16 protein-coding genes and 1 pseudogene are annotated in these 19,917 nt (G+C 73.1%); 6 read left to right on the top strand and 11 right to left on the bottom strand.

Annotated features, from left to right (window positions below):
- Positions 1 to 39: 39 nt before the first annotated feature.
- Positions 40 to 405, bottom strand: coding sequence for a DsrE family protein (locus Plo01_RS17560; RefSeq protein ID WP_203891698.1), 366 nt, complete (start codon positions 403 to 405; stop codon positions 40 to 42).
- Between the two features lie 221 nt (positions 406 to 626).
- On the opposite strand from Plo01_RS17560, the gene Plo01_RS17555 reads away from it, so the two are divergent.
- A complete protein-coding gene (locus Plo01_RS17555; protein WP_203891697.1) occupies positions 627 to 3,209 on the top strand; it encodes an ATP-binding protein in 2,583 nt (860 codons plus the stop codon).
- A 161-nt stretch (positions 3,210 to 3,370) separates the two neighbouring features.
- Here the strand turns inward: Plo01_RS17555 and Plo01_RS17550 are convergent, their stop codons facing one another.
- The 5 genes from Plo01_RS17550 to Plo01_RS17530 all read right to left on the bottom strand — a co-directional run bounded on the left by Plo01_RS17550 (position 3,371) and on the right by Plo01_RS17530 (position 6,120).
- On the bottom strand, positions 3,371 to 3,982 hold the full coding sequence (locus Plo01_RS17550) for a TIGR03086 family metal-binding protein (RefSeq protein WP_203891696.1): 612 nt from the start codon (positions 3,980 to 3,982) through the stop codon (positions 3,371 to 3,373).
- A 2-nt stretch (positions 3,983 to 3,984) separates the two neighbouring features.
- Positions 3,985 to 4,455: an SRPBCC family protein gene (locus Plo01_RS17545; RefSeq protein ID WP_203891695.1), complete on the bottom strand. Its 471-nt coding sequence runs from the start codon at positions 4,453 to 4,455 to the stop codon at positions 3,985 to 3,987.
- The gene (locus Plo01_RS17540) at positions 4,452 to 4,802 is read right to left on the bottom strand and encodes an ArsR/SmtB family transcription factor (protein WP_203891694.1); all 351 of its coding nucleotides are present in this window, start codon (positions 4,800 to 4,802) and stop codon (positions 4,452 to 4,454) included. The genes Plo01_RS17545 and Plo01_RS17540 overlap by 4 nt, the downstream gene beginning before the upstream one ends.
- Before the next feature lie 65 nt (positions 4,803 to 4,867).
- Complete coding sequence (locus Plo01_RS17535) at positions 4,868 to 5,596, bottom strand: diiron oxygenase (RefSeq protein ID WP_203891693.1); 729 nt, start codon at positions 5,594 to 5,596, stop codon at positions 4,868 to 4,870.
- An 89-nt stretch (positions 5,597 to 5,685) separates the two neighbouring features.
- Positions 5,686 to 6,120, bottom strand: a complete 435-nt coding sequence (locus Plo01_RS17530) for a protein-tyrosine phosphatase family protein (RefSeq protein WP_203891692.1) — start codon at positions 6,118 to 6,120, stop codon at positions 5,686 to 5,688.
- Between the two features lie 184 nt (positions 6,121 to 6,304).
- Between Plo01_RS17530 and Plo01_RS17525 the strand changes: the two genes are divergently transcribed.
- A complete protein-coding gene (locus Plo01_RS17525; protein ID WP_203891691.1) occupies positions 6,305 to 7,408 on the top strand; it encodes a winged helix DNA-binding domain-containing protein in 1,104 nt (367 codons plus the stop codon).
- Positions 7,409 to 7,490: 82 nt separating this feature from the next.
- Here Plo01_RS17525 and Plo01_RS17520 read toward each other — a convergent pair whose 3' ends face one another.
- A complete protein-coding gene (locus tag Plo01_RS17520; protein ID WP_203891690.1) occupies positions 7,491 to 8,627 on the bottom strand; it encodes a hypothetical protein in 1,137 nt (378 codons plus the stop codon).
- A gap of 334 nt (positions 8,628 to 8,961) precedes the next feature.
- Between Plo01_RS17520 and Plo01_RS17515 the strand changes: the two genes are divergently transcribed.
- From Plo01_RS17515 to Plo01_RS17505, 3 genes are all read left to right on the top strand, one after another.
- Complete coding sequence (locus Plo01_RS17515) at positions 8,962 to 11,610, top strand: molybdopterin oxidoreductase family protein (RefSeq protein ID WP_203891689.1); 2,649 nt, start codon at positions 8,962 to 8,964, stop codon at positions 11,608 to 11,610.
- A gap of 2 nt (positions 11,611 to 11,612) precedes the next feature.
- The gene (locus Plo01_RS17510) at positions 11,613 to 12,071 is read left to right on the top strand and encodes a hypothetical protein (RefSeq protein WP_203891688.1); all 459 of its coding nucleotides are present in this window, start codon (positions 11,613 to 11,615) and stop codon (positions 12,069 to 12,071) included.
- 154 nt (positions 12,072 to 12,225) lie between these two features.
- Entirely contained in the window at positions 12,226 to 12,588 is a 363-nt protein-coding gene (locus Plo01_RS17505) for a spore germination protein GerW family protein (protein ID WP_203891687.1), read from the top strand.
- 107 nt (positions 12,589 to 12,695) lie between these two features.
- Here Plo01_RS17505 and Plo01_RS17500 read toward each other — a convergent pair whose 3' ends face one another.
- The 3 genes from Plo01_RS17500 to Plo01_RS17490 form a co-directional block, all read right to left on the bottom strand.
- The gene (locus tag Plo01_RS17500) at positions 12,696 to 14,657 is read right to left on the bottom strand and encodes a methyl-accepting chemotaxis protein (protein ID WP_203891686.1); all 1,962 of its coding nucleotides are present in this window, start codon (positions 14,655 to 14,657) and stop codon (positions 12,696 to 12,698) included.
- Positions 14,658 to 14,742: 85 nt separating this feature from the next.
- Complete coding sequence (locus tag Plo01_RS17495; protein ID WP_239316541.1) at positions 14,743 to 16,368, bottom strand: amidohydrolase; 1,626 nt, start codon at positions 16,366 to 16,368, stop codon at positions 14,743 to 14,745.
- A gap of 23 nt (positions 16,369 to 16,391) precedes the next feature.
- Entirely contained in the window at positions 16,392 to 17,792 is a 1,401-nt protein-coding gene (locus Plo01_RS17490) for an NAD(P)/FAD-dependent oxidoreductase (protein ID WP_203891685.1), read from the bottom strand.
- A 194-nt stretch (positions 17,793 to 17,986) separates the two neighbouring features.
- Between Plo01_RS17490 and Plo01_RS17485 the strand changes: the two genes are divergently transcribed.
- Positions 17,987 to 18,994, top strand: coding sequence for a GNAT family N-acetyltransferase (locus tag Plo01_RS17485; RefSeq protein ID WP_239316539.1), 1,008 nt, complete (start codon positions 17,987 to 17,989; stop codon positions 18,992 to 18,994).
- A 335-nt stretch (positions 18,995 to 19,329) separates the two neighbouring features.
- On the opposite strand, the pseudogene Plo01_RS17480 reads toward Plo01_RS17485, so the two are convergent.
- Positions 19,330 to 19,779: pseudogene (locus Plo01_RS17480) on the bottom strand (Clp protease N-terminal domain-containing protein); the annotation flags it as partial.
- Positions 19,780 to 19,917 lie beyond the last annotated feature (138 nt).

Genomic DNA, 19,917 nt, shown 5'->3' with positions numbered 1-19,917 from the left:
CGCCCCGGTATGCGCTGACTTGACGGTCGCTTAACGGCGTCAGTAACTGAAGGTCGTGGCGCCCTCGTCGCCGATCCACTGCCACATCGGGACGGTGCCGGCCAGCTCCGCGCCCTCGATCAGCCCGCTCTTGTCGAGCTTGCGGGAGTCGAAGCAGATGGGGCAGACCATGTAGCTCCCGCCCGCCTTGGCGTACCGCGCCAGCAGGTCCGCCAGCGGCGGGCAGCCGTCGCACGCGACGCCGGTCGCGACCCCCTCCAGGGCCAGGCGGGTGGCCTCCTTGGTGAGGAACATCAACGTCGGTCGGCCCTGCTCGGCCGCGCCGACCGCGACCAGGAACGCCACCGTGACCCGCTCGGGGTCCTCCAGTCCGGTGGTCAAACTGATGACAGCCTTGCCTGCCATGTCTCTCTCCTTGCTCCCGTTTCGATGGATCCGTGGAACGTGCCAAGCGCTCGCGCGTCACCGGTCTCCTCTGGGCAGGGGATGCCGGCGCGTGAAGGGCTGGGCGATGAATGCCGTTATTTCATCGCGTACATCGCAGACCTCACATCCGTGCTCAGTACGGAAAACCCACTCAGTGTTGGACAGTGAACATCCGCCCGGATGGAGACATACTCGGGTTCATGGGTGCGGACGTCTTCCCCGATCTCCGGGAGTCCGGCGTGACGCCGCGCGAGGTGGAGATCCTGTGGCTCGTGGGTGACCGCCTGCAGAACCAGGAGATCGCCGCCAGGCTGCGGCTGTCGGAACGGACCGTGGAGAGCCACGTCTCGTCCCTGCTGCGCAAGCTCGGCGGGAGCAACCGGCTGGCCCTGATCGACGCGGCGACCCGCTTCCGCGCCGGCCGCGAGCCCCGCGGCGTCCTGCCCAGGCCGCTGTCGTCGTTCGTGGGCCGGGCCGGGGAGATCGGCGACCTGCGCCGGCTGCTCGACGCGCACCGGATGGTGACGCTGACCGGCCCCGCCGGCACCGGCAAGACCCGCCTGGCCCTGCACCTGGCCCACGCGGTGACCACGCTGCCCCCGGCCGTCCTGATCGATCTCGCCCCGCTGACCCCCGGAGACCCCGTGGAGCGCGCGTTCGCCGACTCCCTGGGCATAGCCGGGGAGGAACACCGGCTGCGCGCCCTGATCCGCGAGACCCTCGCCGACGGCCGCCACTGGCTCGTGGTGGACAACTGCGAGCACGTGACGGCCCCGGTCGCGGCGCTCCTGGCCGATCTGCTGGCCACCACCGACCACCTGCACGTGCTGGCCACCAGCCACGGGGCGCTGCACCTGGCGGGGGAGGTCGTCTACGAGATCCCGCCGCTGCCGCTGCCCGCCGAAATCGACGACCCGGCCGCGGTGCTGGGCTCCGGCGCCGGCCGGCTGTTCGCCGACCGCGCCGCCGCGGCCTCGCCGGGGTTCGAGATCACCGCCGCCAACGCCCGGCAGGTCGCGATGATCTGCGACCGGCTGGACGGCCTGCCGCTGGCGATCGAACTCGCCGCCGCCCGGATCCGGTTCTTCACCCCGGACGAGCTGCTGACCCGGCTGGACGACCGCTTCGCCCTGCTGACCGACGGGGCGCGGGGCTCACCGAACCGGCACCGTACCCTGGAGGAGGCTCTCACCTGGAGTTACGAGCTGCTGGCCGAGGACGAGAAACTGCTGCTGGAACGCTGCTCGGTGTTCCCCGGCGGGTTCGACTACGACACCGCGGCACAGGTGCTCTCCCATCCGCCGCTGGACTCGGCCGACCTGCTCCGGATCTTCTCGCGCCTGCTGGACCGGTCGCTGATCTCCTCCCGCCGCCGGGACGGGACCACCGAATACCGCCTGCTGGACAGCGTCCGGCAGTTCGCGCACCGGAGGCTGCTCGCGCGCGGCGCCGCGGAGACGGCGCGCGAGCAGCATGCCCGCCACCACCTGCGCCGCGCCGTGGCCGGCGTGCCGGACCTGCGCGGCCGGGACCAGGTCGCCGCGCTCCGCTGGATCGAGCACCATTCGGCGGACCTGAGAGTCGCGTTGCGCTGGGCGCTCGGCCTGGACGACACCACGGCCGCCTGGGAGTTCATCGCCGGCTTCGGCACGGCGTGGGAGGTCGTCGGCTGCAACGGCGAGCTGTTCGACTGGCTGGACATCCTGCTCAAGCGGCCCCTGCCGGACGGCGACCTGGGCTTCCGGGCCGCGATCACCTGCGCCGTCGTGCTGTGCTACCAGGACGCGGAACGGGCGCGGGAGTTCGCCGAGCACGCGCATCGGATGGCGGCCGGCGGCACCGACCACGACCGGGCGCTCGCCCTGCTCACCCTCGGCTGGACGAAGCAGTACGGCAAGCAGCGCGCGGACTCGTCCGAGCACCTGGTCCGGGCGGTCGAGCTCTTCGCGCGGCTGGGCGACGACTGGCACCACGCCCTGGCGCTGTCCAACTACGGGACCGTCACGGACGCCCGGACCGGCCTGGCCCCGCTGGCGCACGCCGCCGAACTGTTCGGCCGCCTCGGCGACCACGTCAAACGCGCCAACTGCCTCAACCAGATGGCGATCCGGGCGATCGAGGGCCGGACCCGCCTGGAGGAGGTGCCCGGCTGGCTGGCCGAGTCCACGCGGCTGGCCCGCGGCAGCGGCAACAACCACGAACGGCTGCACGCCGAGCTCTACCAGGCCACCCTCGACCAGCAGGGCGGAGAGCACACGACCGCCACCATCGGCCGGCACGGTGCGGAGCACGCGACCGCCGCCGTCGGCCGGCACAGCGGAGAGCACGCGACCGTGCAGACCCGCTTCGGCGGGCTGCTCGCCGAGTTCCGGCGGATCGGCGACCTGCGCTGCGCGGTCCGCTGCCTGCTCGGCATGGGCCGCGCCGCGCTCTCCGACGGCGAGCACGCGAGCGCGCGGCGGCACTTCGCCGAGGGCACCCGGATCGCCATCGGCCTCGGGGACGTGCGCATCATCGCGCTCGGCCTGCGCCTGCTCGCCGGGGCCGACCACGCGACCGGCCACTTCGAGCGCGCCGCCGCCCTGCTCGGCGCCGCCGAACGGCTCGATCCCGCGACCGGGGACGACCTCGTCCCCGACCCCGGACTGCCCGCGGCACTGCGCGACCGGCTCGGCCCGGCGGTCTTCGACTCCGCCTTCGCGGCCGGGTACCGCACACCCCCGGCCGGACAGGTGGAGGGCCCCGGCTTCCCCCTCGGGGTGGGGGTCGTCAAGCACTATTGACCCGGCCGGCGCCGCCGGCCTCCGCGCCGAGGGCGGGGAACGCATCGCGGTGGGGGATGTGAACCGTCCGGGTGGCCCGCGGACGGTCCATCGGGGTGACGATGCGATCCACCGCCCTCATATCTGAGGCGTGACATTCCGTTCCATCGCGCCCCGGCCGGTCAGGACGCGCCCGTCCAGCGGGGGTCGCGGCCGGTGAGACCGAGCAGCCGCTCCAGCAGGGGCGCGTCGCCGGGAACGGGCACCGGCGGCCCGAACAGGCCGGGGCTGCCGTCCGGGTTCTGGGCGGCGACGGCGCCGACCCATCGGTACGCGGTGGTCAGGGCCTCGGTCAGCGTCTCGGTCAGGGCCGGGTCGGCGCCCGGGTAGGGCTGCCCGGTCGCGACGGCCAGATCCCAGCCGTGCACGATGACCTCGTCGAGCGCGGCCGCACCGGCGACGTCGGCGGGGAGCTCGTTGCCGCCGACCTCGGTGGTGCCGGTCCACGCCGACTCCGCCCGCCACGCCCGGGCGAGCTCGTCGAGGCGGGCCGGGATGCGGCGGCGCCAGTCATCGCCCAGCCGGGACGCGTCCGGCACCGGGGCGCGGCCGCCTCCCTCCAGGGGAGTCTTGACGGCGGCCGCGGTGAACGCGGCGCAGAGGCTGTCGATGTGGTCGAGCAGCTCGCCGACGGTGATGCCGCCGCAGGGCGTGGGCACGGCGAGCTGGTCGTCGCGGACCCGCCCGATGAGAGCGCTGAGCACGGCGGTGGCGGGACGCGGGTCGGTCGTCACGGTCAGATCACCTCCGTGAGCCGGCCGAGGACGCCGTCCCAGCCGGCGCCGACCTGCTCGGCGACGTGGGGCAGCGCGACGGCCAGGGCGTCGAGCCGTTCGTGCACGAGGAGCAGGCGAGTCCCGCCCGCGGGGGTCTCGTCGAGGGTGACGGTCAGCAGGGAGTCGAACACCGGACCGGCGTCCCGGTCGGGACCGATGAACCCCCAGCGCCAGACGATGCGTCGGTCCGGCACGAGTTCGAGCAGCTCCGCGTCGAAACCGCCCACGGGCTGGTCGGAGTCGGTCTGCCGGATGCGGTACCGGCCGCCTGCGCGCTCGTCCACCTCCGCGTGCGCGCGCTCCGGAGAGCCGGGCGCCAGCCACCGCCGCAGGATCGCGGGATCCAGCCAGGCCCGGTAGACCGCGTGCACGGGCGCGGGAAGGATCCGCTCGCGCCGTACGGCGGGGAAAACGGCGAGCTCGGACGTCATGGTGTCTCCTCACTGGCGGACGGGTGCGGTGGGCCGAGGACGTGTTCCAGGGCGTCGAGCCGGGCGTCCCAGAACCCCTCGTAGAAGCGGAGCCAGGCCATCGCGTCGGACAGCGGGCGGGGCCGCAGCCGGCACACGTGCCGCCGCCCGGTGACGGTGCGCTGCACCAGCCCGGCCTGTTCGAGGACCCTCACGTGCTTGGACGCCGCGGCCAGGGACATGTGCAGCGGTGCGGCCAGTTCGCCGACCGAGAGCTCGCCGCCGGCGAGGCGACGCAACATGCTGCGCCGCGCGTCATGGGACAGGGCGTGGAACACGTCGTCCAGCGCCCCTCTATCCTCAACCATATGGTTGAGGATAGAGGGTGGCCCTCCTATGTACAACCAAAAGGTTGAATATTATTCGCCGCCTGTCACCGGTCTCCCCGTGCGAGTTCGTCCGGGAGCGGGCCGACCTTGACCCACGCCGCCCGCGCCCGGCCGTCCGCCATTCCCACCTCGTGGAAGAAGCGGACGCACTTGGCGAGCGCCCACCGCTCGACCTGCCGGCGGTGCGGGCTGCGCAGGGCGGTCCGCCGGGCGAACTCCGGATCCAGGCCCACGGCCCGGTAGCGGTCCGGGCGGATCATGGTGTCCAGCAGGGTCCGTGTCAGGCGGGCCATCATGGCTCCGCCGACGCGCCGGCGCACCGCCGACCGGTGGACCACCTGGCGCTTCAGCTCCTCGCGGGCGTACTTGATGCGCCGGGCCTCCTCGATCACGTGGATGCGGGAGATCTGCCGTGTGATCGGGTGGATCGTCTCGTCCGTCATCGCCACGCGCTGGAAGGCGTCGGTGAGCTCCACCACCACCAGCGCCGCGGCGAACAGCCTCAGCGGGTCGTCGAGCATCGCGGCGATCCGGACGCCCAGCCGCTGCCACCAGAGCGGCGGCCGCGGCCGGAGCCCGTAAGTGCCGATCATCCGGGCGAACATCCGCGAATGCCTGCACTCGTCCTCGAGTTCGACGAGCGCGTACGCCCAGTGCGCCTGCTGGTACGGCGTCGCCGCGGCGTGGCCGACGAGTCCCGCCGTGAGGGCCAGCTCGGCCGCGCGGACGACTCTTATTGGACTGAAAGTACATTTAGCCGACGGTCGCCTCAAGACGCGGCCCGGCATACCCGTCCGACCCGTGGGACGACCGGTCCACTACAGCTATTGATCTCCCTGGGAGTCCTGCGGGGAGGGGCGGGTCAGTCGGGCGGGAAGCGGCGTACGTACCGGCTCTGCCACGGGGTCTCCACCGCCCGGCGGTCGTAGCGCTCCCGGACGTAGCGCACGGCCTCGCCGGCGGGGACGCCGTCGAGGATCGCCAGGCACGCCAGCGCCGTGCCGGTGCGGCCCTTCCCTCCCGCGCAGGCGACCTCGACCCGTTCGCTCCCGGCCCGCCGCCACGCCTCGCGCAGCGCGGCGGTCGCGTCGGCCCGGTCCGCCGGGAGGCGGAAGTCCGGCCACCGGACCCAGCGGGCCGTCCAGGTGACGGCCTGCGGCGGATGGCCGAGCAGGTAGAGGGCGAACTCGGGCTCGGGGCCGTCCGGCAGGGGCCGCGCCAGGCCGCGCCCCCGGATGAGGCGGCCCGACGGCAGGCGCAGCACGCCCTGCGCCTGGGGATCCCAGGTGTTGCTCATACCGGGCAATCTACGCCTCCTGGATGGTCCTCGGCGGGGTGACGCGCCCGGACGGCCTTGGTCCGGGGAACGGATGCGGCCCGGGGCGCCGGGCGGAGAACGGCCTGTCCGTGCGGGTGGTGGGCCGGCGGTGCCGCGGCCGTACCTGCCATCGGTTGTCAGGTACGGTCGCCATGATGAGTCCATGGAGACCTTGACGGCACGGCGGCTCAACCGCGCGACGCTGGCCCGGCAGATGCTGCTCGCGCGGGAGAAGAGCGACGTCACGACGGCGGTGGAACGGCTCGGCGGCATGCAGGCGCAGGAGGCCAGACACCCCTTCGCCGGGTTGTGGACGCGGGTCGACGGCTTCCGCAGGGAGGACCTGCACCGGGCGCTCCACGGGCGGGACGTCGTCCGGGCCACGATGATGCGGGCCACCCTGCACCTGGTGAGCGCGGCCGACTACGCGAGGTTCCGCCCCGCGCTGGACCCGGTGCTCGCCGCGGCGCTGAACGGGCGGAGCCGGCTGACCGCCGGGCTGGACCTGGAGGCGCTCCTGCCGGTCGCCCGCGAGATCCTCACGGAGGGGCCGCGCGACTTCACCACGCTGCGCGCCCTGCTCCAGGAGAAGTTCCCGCAGGCCGACGACCGCGCGCTGGGCTACGCCGTACGGACCCGGCTGCCGCTGGTCATGGTCCCGACCGAGGACCGCTGGTCCTTCCCGCAGGCGGCGGACTTCACCCTGGCGGAGAGCCGGCTGGAGGGGCGGACCCGCCAGGCGGCTCCGGGCGATCCGGTGGAGGAACTGGTGCTGCGCTATCTGGCGGCGTACGGCCCGGCCACCGCCGCCGACGCGCAGACCTGGTCGGGCCTGAAAGGGCTGCGCGCCGTGCTGGACGGCCTGCGCCCGAAGCTGGCCGTCTTCCGCGACGAGAAGGGCCGGGAGCTGTTCGACCTGCCCGACGCCCCGCGCCCGGACGAGGACGTCCCCGCCCCCGCGCGGTTCCTGCCCGACTTCGACAACCTCGTCCTCGCGCACGCCGACCGCGCCCGCCTGCTGGACGAGGAGCACCGCGGGCAGGTCACCACCAAGAACCTGCGGGTGCGCGCCACGTTCCTCTGGGACGGCCGCGTGCGCGGCACCTGGCAGACGGAGCTCAAGCGCAAGACCGCCGTCCTGCGCATGGCCGCCTTCGAGACGCTCCCGCGGGAGGCGGTCTCCGCGCTGCGCGAGGAGGGCGAGGAGCTTCTGCGTTTCCTGGAACCGGACGCCGCCGCCGTCGACGTCCGCGTCGAGGACGCCTGACCCGGGCTCTCGGAGCCGGTGCCATCGCCGGGGCGATAGAGAACCCGGCGAGGGCGGCATGTACGGCGGCCACCGGCGGGGGTCAGCCCGCTCGCAGCGAGCGCAGTGCGCGATCGCAGACCGCGTGCCAGGTGTCGCCTCCTCCGTCCCGGGTCAGGACGCTGGCCACGACCTCTTCCTCGCAGGTCGCCCCGTGCCAGGAACACCTTCCCCGGGAGGCGAGCGGGCTGTTGTGGAGGCGGGCGTCGAAGGGCTGTTCCCGGATGATCCGGGTTCTCATCCTCCGGTCGCGCGCGGTCGCGCCGGGGTGGATGCGCGGGTCGGTGAGGATGGCGTAGACGTAGGACGGTCCCATGACGTCCCGGCTGATCTCGCCGGGCCCCTTCAGCGGCATCATGCTCCACGCGCGGGCGAAGTGGGCGCGGGGGATGGAGACCGTGGTGCGGTCGGGCGACACCCTGTCGCGCTCCACAGAGAACCGGAACACACCGCCGCGTACCTGCCGGAACTCCTCACCGGCGTGCTCGGTGATCCGCCGCCAGACCCGGTCGAACTCCTCGGGGGACGGGAGGGCGGCGGGCGCCTCCGCCCGCCGGACCGGCCGGGACCGCATGTCCGGCGGCTGCGGGGAAGGGGAGGCGGGTACGGCCTCGGAGGAGGCTCGCCGGTCACTGCTGGCCGAGGCGACCCTCCAGAGCACGGGGAGGCGGGGGTGGCGGCCGATCACCACGAGGAACGCCAGCACGACGTGGACGAGGGGAGGCGCTACCACCGCGGTGAGAGCCCAGGTCCACATCACGATGTCGTCCGGCGGGATGTCGGCCCGGGGGTAGCGGAGGGACGCGTAGATCCCCGCGGGGAGGATGGTGACGCAGAGATACAGGACGGCGACGATGTCGAGCAGAATCGACTGCGCCGCGTGGAAGCGCACCTGAGGGTGCGCGCTTCTGCGAAGGATCAGGCCTCCGGGGAGGCCGAGCAGGTAGGCCAGAGCGGAACGCCAGGCCACGGCGAACGCGTCGTGGTCACGCGGCGGTTCGCGGAGGGACGGAGAACTCACCGTGGCGGCACGGCCATCGCGCGATGCCGGGGCGGGGGCCTGACCACCGGCGGAGCCGTCCGGAGCCGCGGTGCGGCGTTTGCGGTCCGCTCTTTCGGTGACGGCCACCACCGCCTGGACGATGCCCGCGACCGCGCCGAGCACTCCGAGCAGTGCCACGGCGAATTCCATCTGGCCTCTCTCCGGGGGAGCTCGCAACCGAGCTGAGATGAGCAGATATCGGCGTGTTTCCTGCTTCACAGGGATGCAGTCATTATTGCAGAGAGTGGTTACCGATGTGCTGAGAGAAATGATGTGATGCCGCACGGGGCTCAGCCTCGTGCGGCACACCGTGCGATCTCCCGTCAGCCGTTCCCGGCGGCCCGCACGCCCGCCTCGCTGCCACCTATCCGCCGGAGGTGTGTGAAGGAATCGCGGCAGGGTAGGCCGCCGGGCGGCGCCGTACGCCCGGCGGGGAGCACGCGGGCACGTCCGCCGGGAAGGAGCAGCCGACATGTCCGACCGGATCGCCGACCCGTGGGGGAGCCGCACGCCGTACGGCCCGCCCGCGACCGTGGAACGGCTCGCCGCGGCCCTGCCCGGCCGCCTCAAGGACTTCCTGCCCGGCGACTTCGGCCGGCGCAGCCCCTGGCCGGTCCGGGTGGACGCCTTCCTGGCCGAGGGGGTCACCGAGGACGACGTCGACGCGTGGGTGCCGTCCGCCTCGATCCTGCACTCCAACGGCGACGCGATGGACATCGCGGTCTCCGGCGGCCGCATCGTGGGCGTGCGCGGCCGGGCCGACGACCGCGTCAACCACGGGCGGCTCGGCCCCAAGGACCTGTACGGCTGGCAGGCCAACGCCAGCCCCGACCGGCTGACCCGCCCCCTGATCCGCGGCTGCGGCGGCGAGCTGGCCGAGACCGACTGGGACACCGCGATGGACCTGATCGTGTCGCGCTCGAAGGCGCTGCTCGACGGCCCGGGAGGGTGGGGGAACCTCGCGTTCTACACCAGCGGCCAGCTGTTCCTGGAGGAGTGCTACACGCTCGGCGTGATCGGCAAGGCGGGCATCGGCACGCCCCACATGGACGGCAACACGCGCCTGTGCACGGCGACGTCCGCCGCCGCGCTCAAACTGAGCTTCGGCACCGACGGGCAGCCCGGCTCCTACGCCGACGTCGACCACTGCGACGCGATCGCGCTGTGGGGGCACAACGTGGCCGAGACGCAGACGGTGCTGTGGGCGCGGATGCTCGACCGCCGCCACGGGCCGCGGCCCCCGGCGATGATCGTCGTCGATCCGCGGGAGACGCCGGTCGCGCGGGAGGCCGACGTGCACCTGGCCGTACGGCCCGGCACGAACCTGGCGCTGATGAACGCCCTGATCCACGTGCTGATCGACGAGGGCTGGTACGACGAGAGGTACGTCCGGGCCCGCACGATCGGGTTCGAGGAGCTCCGGAAGGTCGTGGCGGACCGCACGCCCCGGTGGGCCGCGGAGATCTGCGACGTGCCCGCGAGCGCGATCGAGCGGGCCGCGGAGATCATCGGGTCCTCGGAGCGCCTGCTCTCGACCGTGCTCCAGGGGTTCTACCAGTCGCACCAGGCGACCGCCGCGGCCTGCCAGGTCAACAACATCCACCTGCTGCGCGGCATGCTCGGCCGCCCGGGCGCGGGCGTGCTGCAGATGAACGGCCAGCCCACCGCGCAGAACACCCGCGAGGCCGGGGCCGACGGCGACCTGCCGGGCATGCGCAACTGGAACAACCCCGAACACATCCGCGAGCTGGCCGGGCTGTGGAACGTCGAGCCCTCGGTCATCCCGCACTGGGCGCCGCCGACCCACGCCATGCAGATCTTCCGCTACGCCGAGCAGGGCTCGGTCAAGCTGCTGTGGATCTCGGCGACCAACCCGGCGGTCTCCCTGCCCGACCTGGCCCGGATCCGCCGCATCCTGGCCGGGGAGGACCTGTTCGTGGTCGTCCAGGACATCTTCCTGACCGAGACGGCCCGGCTGGCCGACGTGGTCCTGCCCGCCGCCACCTGGGGGGAGAAGGAGGGGACGTTCACCAACGCCGACCGCACGGTCCACCTCTCCGGGAAGGCGGTCGATCCGCCCGGGGAGGCCCGCTCCGACCTGGACATCTTCCTCGACTACGCGCGCCGGATGGACTTCCGCGACAAGGACGGGGCGCCGCTGATCAAGTGGCACGACCCGGAGTCGGCGTTCGAGGCGTGGAAGGCCTGCTCGGCGGGGCGCCCGTGCGACTACACCGGCATCACGTACGGCATGCTGCGCGGCGGAGGCGTCCAGTGGCCCTGCGCGCCGGGGGCGCGGCACGGGACCGAGCGCCTGTACGCCGGGGGACGGTTCAACACCGACCCGGACTACTGCGAGACCTACGGCCAGGACCTGCTCACCGGCGCCGAGCACACCGAGGAGCGGTACCGCGCCAAGGAGCCCCGGGGGCGGGCCTTCCTGCACGCGGCGCCGTACGAGCCGCCGCCCGAGACCGCGGGCGGGGACCACCCGATGCTGCTGACCACCGGCCGCACCGTCTACCACTTCCACACCCGCACCAAGACCGGCCGGGCCGCCCAGTTGAACGCCGCCGCGCCGGACCCGTGGGTGGAGCTCAGCCCGGGCGACGCCTCCGCGCTGGGCGTGGCCGAGGGCGACGTGGTGCGCGTCGAGTCGCCCCGGGGGACGCTGGAGGCCCGGGCGCGGGTGTGCGGGACCCGGCCGGGGGTGGTGTTCGTCCCGTTCCACTACGGCTACTGGGACCGCGGGGACTCCGGCCCCGGCGACGGGGTTCCGCGCGCCGCCAACGAGCTGACCGCCACCGGCTGGGACCCGGTGTCCAAGCAGCCGTACTACAAGGTCGCGGCGGTCCGGGTGAGCAAGGCGGCCGACGCCCTGGGCGTGCTCTCCGCCGCGCCCACCACCGGCGCCGCCTCCCCGCACGACCCGCGGGTGCCCGTCACGGCCGGCGGGCCGGAGGCCGAGGCGCGGGAGTGGACCGAGGCGGACGAGCACACGGAGTGGGCCGGGTCCGGGGCCGGGGAGTATTCGGGAACGGCCGGGACCGGGGACCGGCCCCGGGACCGGTCCGGTTCGCCGGAGAAGTTCGAGACGTCACGGTGGTTCGAGGAGGACTGACCATGCACCTGGCCCACTACCTGGGGCTGCTGCACCGCTCGCAGAACGAGCTGGCCGGCGCTTTCTGCGAGGTGGGACGGGCTCATGACGACGAGCCCGACATCCACCACATCTGCGAGCGGCTGGCCGTGCAGTGCACCGAGCACGCCCGGCTTCTGGAGCCGTTCGTCCAGCGCTACTCGGAGGAGGCCGTGGACGAGCCCGAGCGGCTGCACTCGACCCTCTTCTCCGGAACCCGCTCCGGCCCCGTCGGCCTCCTGCGCGACCTGCACGACCTGTACCTCATGGCCGCCGAGTGCGACATGGCCTGGACGCTGATCGGGCAGGCCGCGCAGGGAGCCAGGGACACCGGGCTCCTCGAGGTCGTCCGCCGCTGCGAGGGCGAGACCGCCGCGCAGATGGAGTGGCTGGGCGCCCGGATGAAGCAGGCCGCCCCGCAGGCGCTGGTCGTGGCCTCCTGACCCGCCGTCCCGGCCCGCCTGCCCGCCTGCCCGATCCGGCGGACCGGCCCGCCTGTCCGATCCGGCGCGCCGGACGCGTCTGTCCGGCGGGTGAACCGTTGGCTAGCGTGGAGCCGTCGGGGGATGCCATGCCGGAGACACCGAGGGAGTCACGATGGACATCATGGATGTGATCGATCAGGCGAAGGACAACGCCACCGTCAGCCGCGTCTTCGGCGAGCCGATCACCCGTGAGGGAGTGACGGTCGTACCGGTCGCCAAGATCGCCAGCGGCGGGGGCGGCGGCAGGGGCAAGCAGGAGGGCGAGAAGGCCGGGGAGGGGGCCGGCGGAGGGTACGGCCTCAGCGCGACCCCGGCCGGGGTGTTCGTCATCAAGGACGGCGACGTCCGCTGGCAGCCCGCGGTCGACGTCAACCGGATCGTCCTGGGCGGCCAGATCGTGGGCGTCATCCTGCTGCTCACCGCCCGCGCGATCGTGCGGATGACCGTCAAGAGGCGCAGGAGGCGGCGCGGCTGAGCCGGGCGGGCCGGGTCCGTCCCCGCGGATCCGCGCTCCCGGCCGGGAGATTTCCAGATGAGTCCCCCTCCCCGGGGATGAAGCGGACCGGGGAGGGGGACTCAGGGTCAGAACCGGAAGCGTCCCACCAGCGACTTGAGCTCGCCCGCCAGGACGGACAGCTCCCGGGCGGCCTGCTCGGTCGCGCCGCTGCCGGCGGTGGTGGCCTGCACCGCCCCGGTGACCTCGCCGATCGTGTACGCGATGTCGGCGGAGCCGGCGGCCGCCTCCGCGACGTTGCGGCTCATCTCCCTGGTGGTGGCGCTCTGCTCCTCCACGGCGCCGGCGATGGTCGTCTGCAGGCCGTTGACCCGGTCCACCACCTGCACGATCTCGTGGATCGCCGCGATGGCGGCATCGGTGTCGTCCTGAATGGCCCTGACCCGGCTGGTGATGTCCTCGGTGGCCTTGGCCGTCTCCTGGGCCAGGTCCTTGACCTCGGAGGCGACCACGGCGAAGCCCTTGCCGGCGTCGCCGGCCCGGGCCGCCTCGATGGTGGCGTTCAGGGCCAGCAGGTTGGTCTGCTCGGCGATGCTGTTGATCGTCTTGACCACCGCGCCGATCTCGGTGGAGGAGTCCCCCAGCTTCGCGATGGTCTCGGTGGTGGACTGCGCGACCTCCGCGGCCCGCGTGCCGACCTGCGCCGCCTCGGTGGTGCTGTAGGCGATCTCGCGGATCGAGGCGTCCATCTCCTCGGCGCCGGCGGCGACCGTCTCGATGTTCGCCGACACCTTGGTCGCGGCCCCGGACACGGCCTCGGTACGGCCGGCGGTGCGCTCGGCGCCGTCGCGCAGCTCGTTGCTGATCATGGACAGGGAGCGCGCGGACGCCGTCACCCCCTCGGCCTTGTCGTCGATCTGCCGCACCATATCAGCGATCTTGGCGGTGAAGCGGTTGAACGCGGCCCCCAGGGCGCCGATCTCGTCCCGTCGCGCCTCGTCCACCCGCTGGGTGAGATCGCTGTCGCCGTCGGCGATCTCCGCCAGCCGGTCGCGCAGCCGTACGATGGGCCGGGTCAGACCGGTGCCCAGGAACCAGACCACCGCACCGGCGGCCAGGCAGGCGGCGAGGGCGGCCAGCAGCACCGTGCGCCGCACCCCGTCGGACTCCGCGGCGATCGTGCCCTCCGGCACGCTGACGGCCAGCGCCCAGGTGTCGCCGGTCGCCAGCGTGACCGGGGTGACCACCGCGGTGGCCTCCTCCCCGAACTGCTCGTCGTGCCTGGTGGTGCGGAGCGTGTCCTTGCCCTCCAGCACCTTCTTCATGTCCGCGGCCAGCGCCCCGGGCAGCGGCTTGCCGAGCAGGTCCTGCTTCGGGTGCGCCAGCACCGAACCGGCCGCGGTGACCAGGGCCAGGTATCCGGTGCCGTACGGCTTCTCGGCCAGCAGGGCGGTGCGCAGGTCGGCCAGGGCCAGGTCGACGGTGACCACGCCGTGGAACGCGCCGTCCACCATGATCGGGGCGGTGGCGGTGGTCATCAGCACGTCCTCGCCGTTGACCGGGTAGACGTAGGGCTCCACGACCAGGTCCTTGCCGGTTTCCCGGGGCACCAGGTACCAGTCGCCGGCGCCGGGCGTCTCGTAGTCGGTGAGCGCGGCGACCTTCAGCTCCCCGCCGTCGCGATACCAGTAGGGGATGAACCGGCCGGTGGCGTCGCTCTGCGCGCTCCCGCGGAAGGCGGCGTCGCGGCCGTCGAAGGCTCCGGGCTCCCAGCCGGTGGACATGCCGACGAACTCCGGGTGCCTGGCCAGGGTGTCGCGCACCAGGTTGCTCACCGCCGCGCGGTCGGTGCGGCCGGCCGACTTCAACGACGCCATCACTCCGGCCAGCGCGTGCGCGGCGTGCGCGGCGCCGTCGATCAGGCGTGCCACCTCACCGGCCTCCCGGCGCGCCAGTTCCTCGGCGTATTTCTCGGCCTGCCGCCGTGACAGGTCGCCGCTCTCCACCGTCACGATGGCGAACAGCACGGCGATGGCGAGCACGACGACCGTTAGAACGCTCGCCACCAGCCGCGTGCGAATGTTGTGCATGAGGACCTCTCTTCCGTCGGCCTAAGATTTCGGCGGAAGAAGAGATCATCTGAGGGTTCGCCGTCACGTTCGGTGGACGGCTCCGTCACATCCGGTAGACCTGCTCCCCGCCGACGAAGGTCATGGTCACCTTCGTCCGCCAGATGTCGGCCTGCGGCTCGGTGAACGGGTCGCGGTCGAGGACGACGAGGTCGGCGCGGTTGCCGACGGCGATGGCGCCCGCCTCGTCGTCGTGGTTGATCCAGGCCGAGCCGGCGGTGTAGGCCGTCAGCGCCGTGTCCAGGTCCAGGCGCTGCCCCGGCAGGAACGGCGTCTGGGCCGTCGGATAGTCCGCGTGCACCGAACCGCCCGGCTCGGTGCGGTTGACCGCGACGTGCATGCCCTGGATCGGGTCGGCGTTCGACACCGGCCAGTCGCTGCCCGCGCAGAACCGGGCGCCCGCCCGCAGCAGGTCCGCGAACGGGTACTGCCAGGCCGAGCGCTCCTCGCCCAGGAACGGGATGGTCAGCTCGTCCATCTGGGCGTGGTGGGTGGCCCACAGCGGCTGCAGGTTGGCGGTCACCCCGAGCCGGGCGAAGCGCGGCACGTCGGACGGCTCGACGATCTGCAGGTGCGCGACGTGGTGCCGGTTGGCGGGGTCGGAGCCCTCCAGGCTGTCGAGCACCTCTCGGACGGCCCGCTCGCCGATGGCGTGGAAGTGCACCTGGAAGCCGTGCCGGTCGAGCTCGGCGACGTACTCCTTCAGAAGCTGCGGGTCCACGTAGGACAGTCCGGTCCCGCCGCAGCGGCAGTAGGGCTCGATCACCGCGGCGGTGAAGTTCTCGGTGATGCCGTCCTGCATGATCTTCACCGAGGTGGCGCGGAAGGTCTCCAGCCCGTCGGCCGACTTGCGGCGCTCGATCAGCTCGGGGATCTGCTCGGCGCCGCGCGCCCGGTCCCACCAGAGCGCGCCGACGACCCGGGCCTTGAGCCTGCCCGAGGCCGCCGCCGCGACGTAGGTGGGCAGCTGGTCGTCCGAGCCCGCGTAGGAGCCGACGATGGCGTCCTGCCAGCCGGTGATGCCGAGGGAGAACAGGTGCCGCTGGGCGTCCATCAGCGCGTCCATCAGGTCCCGCTCGGTCGGGCGCGGGGTGAGCAGGCCCACCAGGTCCATCGCGCCCTCGTGCAGCACCCCGCTCGGGGAGCCGTCGGCGTCGCGCTCGATCCGGCCGTCGGCGGGGTCCGGGGTGTCCCGGGTGATCCCGGCGATCTCCAGGGCCCGGCTGTTGACCCAGGCGGCGTGGTGGTCGCGCTGGATCAGGTAGACCGGCCGGTCGAGCGAGTCGAGCTGCGAGCGGTGCGGGAGGCCGCCGGGGAAGGCCGACATGTCCCAGCCGCCGCCGTCGATCCACTCGTGGTCGGGATGGGCGGCCGCGTACTCGTGGATCTCCGCCAGGTAGGCGTCCAGGCCGTAGACCTCCGACAGGTCGCACTTGGCCCGCTCCAGCCCGGCCTGGACCGGATGCATGTGGGCGTCGGTGATGCCCGGGATCAGCAGGCCGCCCTCCAGGTCCACGGTCTCGCACCCGCGGGCCGCCAGCCGCGCCACGTCGGCCTCGGCGCCGGCGGCGGCGATCCGGCCGTCGCGGACCAGCACCGCCTCGGCGAAGGCGCCGGCGGCCAGGAACGCCCGCCCGCCGCGGAACAGCAGGTCCGTCATGCCCATGGTCATAATCTCCATTGTCCGATATCTGATCAGCGGCCGGTGATGGAGTCGGCCAGCCGGGCCAGCACCGAGGTGCGGCCGAGCCCGTCCTTCTCCCGGGCGTCGGCCCGGCGGTACAGGTCGTACATGGCGTGCACGCCGATCCAGCGCAGCGGCTCGACCTCCCAGTTGCGCACTCTCCGGCCGACCCAGGGCAGCGAGGTCAGCTCGGTCTCCTCGCCCAGGATCAGGTCGCGCAGGGTGCGGCCGGCGAGGTTGGCGGTGGTCACCCCGTGGCCGGTGTAGCCGCCCGCCCAGCCGATCCCGGTGGCGGGGTCCAGGTGTACGGTCGCGCACCAGTCACGCGGCACGCCCAGCACCCCGGACCACGCGTGCGCGACCCGGGACTCCCTGACCGCCGGGAACATCCCGGTCAGCAGGTCCCACAGCGCCTCGATCGTCCACTCGTGCGTGCGGCCCCGGTCGTCCACGCGGGAGCCGTACAGGTAGGGCTTGCCGCGCCCGCCGAAGGCGATGCGGCCGTCGGCGGTCCGCTGGGCGTACATGTAGTAGTGGGCCATGTCGCCCAGCAGCTCGCAGCCCTCCCAGCCGATGGCGTCCCACAGCCCGCCCAGCGGCTCGGTGACGATCATGGAGCTGTTCATCGGGAGCCAGGCGCGGTGGTACTGCCGCAGCCCGGCGGTGAAGCCCTCGGTGGCGCGGATGACGTGCTTGGCGCCGACCGTTCCGTACGGCGTGCGCGCCGTGCGCGGGGCGATCTCGGTGACCGGGGTCCGCTCGTAGATCTCCACGCCCAGCTCCCGCACGGCCTCCGCCAGCCCGCGCACCAGCTTGGCCGGCTGGACCCGGGCGCAGTGCGGGCTCCAGATCGCGTTCACCGCCCCGCTGACCCGCAGGCGCTCCTCCCGCTCGGCCGGCTCCAGCAGCCGCACGTCGTCCTCGGTCCAGCCCCAGTGGCGGGCGTGGGACAGCACCCCGCGCAGCCGCCGGTCCTGGGCGGCGTTGGTGGCGACCGTGGTGACGCCGCCCTTGACGAGGTCGGCGTCGATCCCCTCCTCCGCCGCGACGGCGACGACCTCGTCGATCGCCTCGAACATCACCCGCTGGAAGCGCTTGGCCGGCTCCACGCCGTGGCTCTTCGCGTAGCGCTCGGGGGTCCCGGCCAGCTCGCCGACCAGCCAGCCGCCGTTGCGCCCGGACGCGCCGTATCCGGCGAACTCCTTCTCCAGCACCACGACGCGCAGGGCGGGGGAGGCCTTCTTCAGGTAGTACGCGGTCCACAGGCCGGTGTACCCGGCGCCGACGATCACCACGTCGGCCTCGAGATCGCCGTCGAGGGGGGCGCCCGCCGGGGGGAGGCCGGACGACCGGAACCAGAAGGAGACGTCTCCGTTAACGAATCCGTCAGACAGGGGAACGCGCGTGCTCATGGCCCCATATCCTGCTATATCCGTCAATTCGGCCATAGCGTCCTACGAAAACCGTTGTACAACCGCGTCATGAGTGATCTTCGCGGACGTAACGGCGACCTCACCCTCACGTAGCGGCGCCGTAACAGCCCCCCGGCAGGCTTGTCCGTGACGGAGGGAGCGTTCTGATGGGGTTTCTCAGGATTCGTACGACGGTGGACGAGCGACCGGGACGGCTGGCCTCGCTGGCCGCCGCGCTCGCGGACAAGGGCGGCAACATCCTCGGCCTGAGCGTCCAGCCGGACACCGACGGCACCGTGGACGAGTTCGTCGCGGAGATCCCGGCCGGGCCGGAGGCCGTACGCGAGGCGCTGGAGGCGGCGGGCGGGCGCCGGGTGCGGGTCGTCCCCGCCACCGCGCACGAGCTGACCGACGAGCCCACCCGGGTCCTGCTGCTCGCCTCCCGGCTGCGGACCGCGCCCTGGCGGCTGCCCGAACTCCTGAAGGAGCTGCTGCGCACCGACGACGCCCGCTGGGTCTACGGTTCCGACATGAGCGACCTGCCCGACCCGACCCTGCTGACCGTGCCCGTCGCCCCCCGCCGGGCGATCCGGCTGCGCCGCGCCGAGCTGCCCTTCACCCTGACCGAGGCCGCCCGGGCCGCCTCGTTCGTCCGGCTGGCGCAGCCCCCGGCCGACCCGGCCGGCTCCGCCGAGCGCGTGGTCAAGCTGGCGGACGGCACCGAGACCCAGGTCAGACCGCTCACCCGGCTCTACCGTGAGGCCCTGCGCGACCTGCACGACCGCTGCTCGCCCGAGACCCGCCGCTTCCGCTACTTCACCTCGATGCCCGCGCTGCCGGACCGCGTCTTCGACCGGCTCTGCGACCGCACCCGCGGCCACTCCCTGGTCGCCGGGTCCGACGGCCAGGTGATCGCGCTGGCCAACCTGATGTTCACCCCCGACCCCGGGATCGCCGAGATGGCCTTCCTGGTCGAGGACCGCTGGCAGGGCAGGGGACTGGGCACGGCGCTGGCCAGGATGATCCTCACCGAGGCCCGCGACCTGGGCTTCGCCGAGGTGAGGGCGACCCTGCTCTCGGACAACGCGCGCATGCGCAGGCTGCTGCTCTCGCTCGGCGCGACGCTGGGCTACACCGAGGACCCCGGCGTGGTGGAAGCCAGGCTGGCGATAGGCGTGATGGCGGCGGCGTCCCCGAGCTGACCCATCACCGGCTCCGCCGATCCGGGAGAGCTCAGGGGTTCCCGGATCGGCGGAGCGCTTTCCCCGGCGGGGGCTCCGGGCGGGCCCTTCCCGGAGTCCCCGCCCGGAGCCCTCGCCGGGGGACTCCGCTTCTTCCTCAGGGATCTCCGCGCATGTCAGTCCTTCTCCGGAGGCTCCTCCTCGCGCGGCGCGCCCGGATCCGGCGGGGCGCCCATGGCGTCCAGGCGCCGCTCGATCCGGTCCAGGCTCTCCTGGATCTGATCCAGCCGCGCGGCGAGCGACGCCCCCCTGGCGAACGACATCCCCGGGGGCAGGAACGGTTCCTGCCCGCTCCCGGGCCGCTCCCGGCGCCAGCTCCGGAGCAGGTCGATCACCTGGGCCCGTACGGCCTCCAGCTCCACCCCCTGCCTGGTGAGCACCTGGGCCGCGACGCCCTCCTCCTCGCGGACCAGCCCGAGCAGGATGTGCTCGGTGCCGATGTAGTCGTGGTGCAGGTGGAGGGCCTCCCGCAGCGACAGCTCCAGCACCTTCTTGGCGCGCGGGGTGAACGGGATGTGGTCGGACGGCGTGGTCGACCCCTGACCGATGATCTCCTCGACGTCGCGGCGCACGTCCTCCAGGCTGATCTCGAAGCTCTGCAGCGCCCGGGCGGCGATGCCGTCCTCCTCGCCGATCAGGCCGAGCAGGAGGTGCTCGGTGCCGATGTAGTCGTGTTTGAGCCTGCGGGCCTCCTCCTGGGCCAGGACCACGACGCGACGGGCACGGTCGGTGAAACGCTCGAACACGGGGCCTCCGTGTGGGGATCGATTGCCCTTTCACCCACTATGCGCCCACATGCCCGGTCAATGGGAAGACCTGCCGCCGGATAATCCCGCCCGCCTCTCCGGAAGGGCGCAGCGGCCGTCGTCGGCGGCTACCGGCTC

It is taken from the genome of Planobispora longispora, assembly GCF_016863135.1.
Lineage (GTDB): Bacteria > Actinomycetota > Actinomycetes > Streptosporangiales > Streptosporangiaceae > Planobispora > Planobispora longispora.
This window is presented reverse-complemented; position numbering and strand designations above follow the sequence as displayed.

What these genes read in the sequence shown, in the direction of transcription:
- Plo01_RS17560 (WP_203891698.1), bottom strand. Translation starts at nt 405, where the DNA reads ATGGCAGGCAAGGCTGTCATCAGTTTGACCACCGGACTGGAGGACCCC.
- Plo01_RS17555 (WP_203891697.1), top strand. Translation starts at nt 627, where the DNA reads ATGGGTGCGGACGTCTTCCCCGATCTCCGGGAGTCCGGCGTGACGCCG.
- Plo01_RS17545 (WP_203891695.1), bottom strand. Translation starts at nt 4,455, where the DNA reads ATGACGTCCGAGCTCGCCGTTTTCCCCGCCGTACGGCGCGAGCGGATC.
- Plo01_RS17540 (WP_203891694.1), bottom strand. Translation starts at nt 4,802, where the DNA reads ATGGTTGAGGATAGAGGGGCGCTGGACGACGTGTTCCACGCCCTGTCC.
- Plo01_RS17530 (WP_203891692.1), bottom strand. Translation starts at nt 6,120, where the DNA reads ATGAGCAACACCTGGGATCCCCAGGCGCAGGGCGTGCTGCGCCTGCCG.
- Plo01_RS17525 (WP_203891691.1), top strand. Translation starts at nt 6,305, where the DNA reads ATGGAGACCTTGACGGCACGGCGGCTCAACCGCGCGACGCTGGCCCGG.
- Plo01_RS17515 (WP_203891689.1), top strand. Translation starts at nt 8,962, where the DNA reads ATGTCCGACCGGATCGCCGACCCGTGGGGGAGCCGCACGCCGTACGGC.
- Plo01_RS17510 (WP_203891688.1), top strand. Translation starts at nt 11,613, where the DNA reads ATGCACCTGGCCCACTACCTGGGGCTGCTGCACCGCTCGCAGAACGAG.
- Plo01_RS17505 (WP_203891687.1), top strand. Translation starts at nt 12,226, where the DNA reads ATGGACATCATGGATGTGATCGATCAGGCGAAGGACAACGCCACCGTC.
- Plo01_RS17500 (WP_203891686.1), bottom strand. Translation starts at nt 14,657, where the DNA reads ATGCACAACATTCGCACGCGGCTGGTGGCGAGCGTTCTAACGGTCGTC.
- Plo01_RS17495 (WP_239316541.1), bottom strand. Translation starts at nt 16,368, where the DNA reads ATGACCATGGGCATGACGGACCTGCTGTTCCGCGGCGGGCGGGCGTTC.
- Plo01_RS17490 (WP_203891685.1), bottom strand. Translation starts at nt 17,792, where the DNA reads ATGAGCACGCGCGTTCCCCTGTCTGACGGATTCGTTAACGGAGACGTC.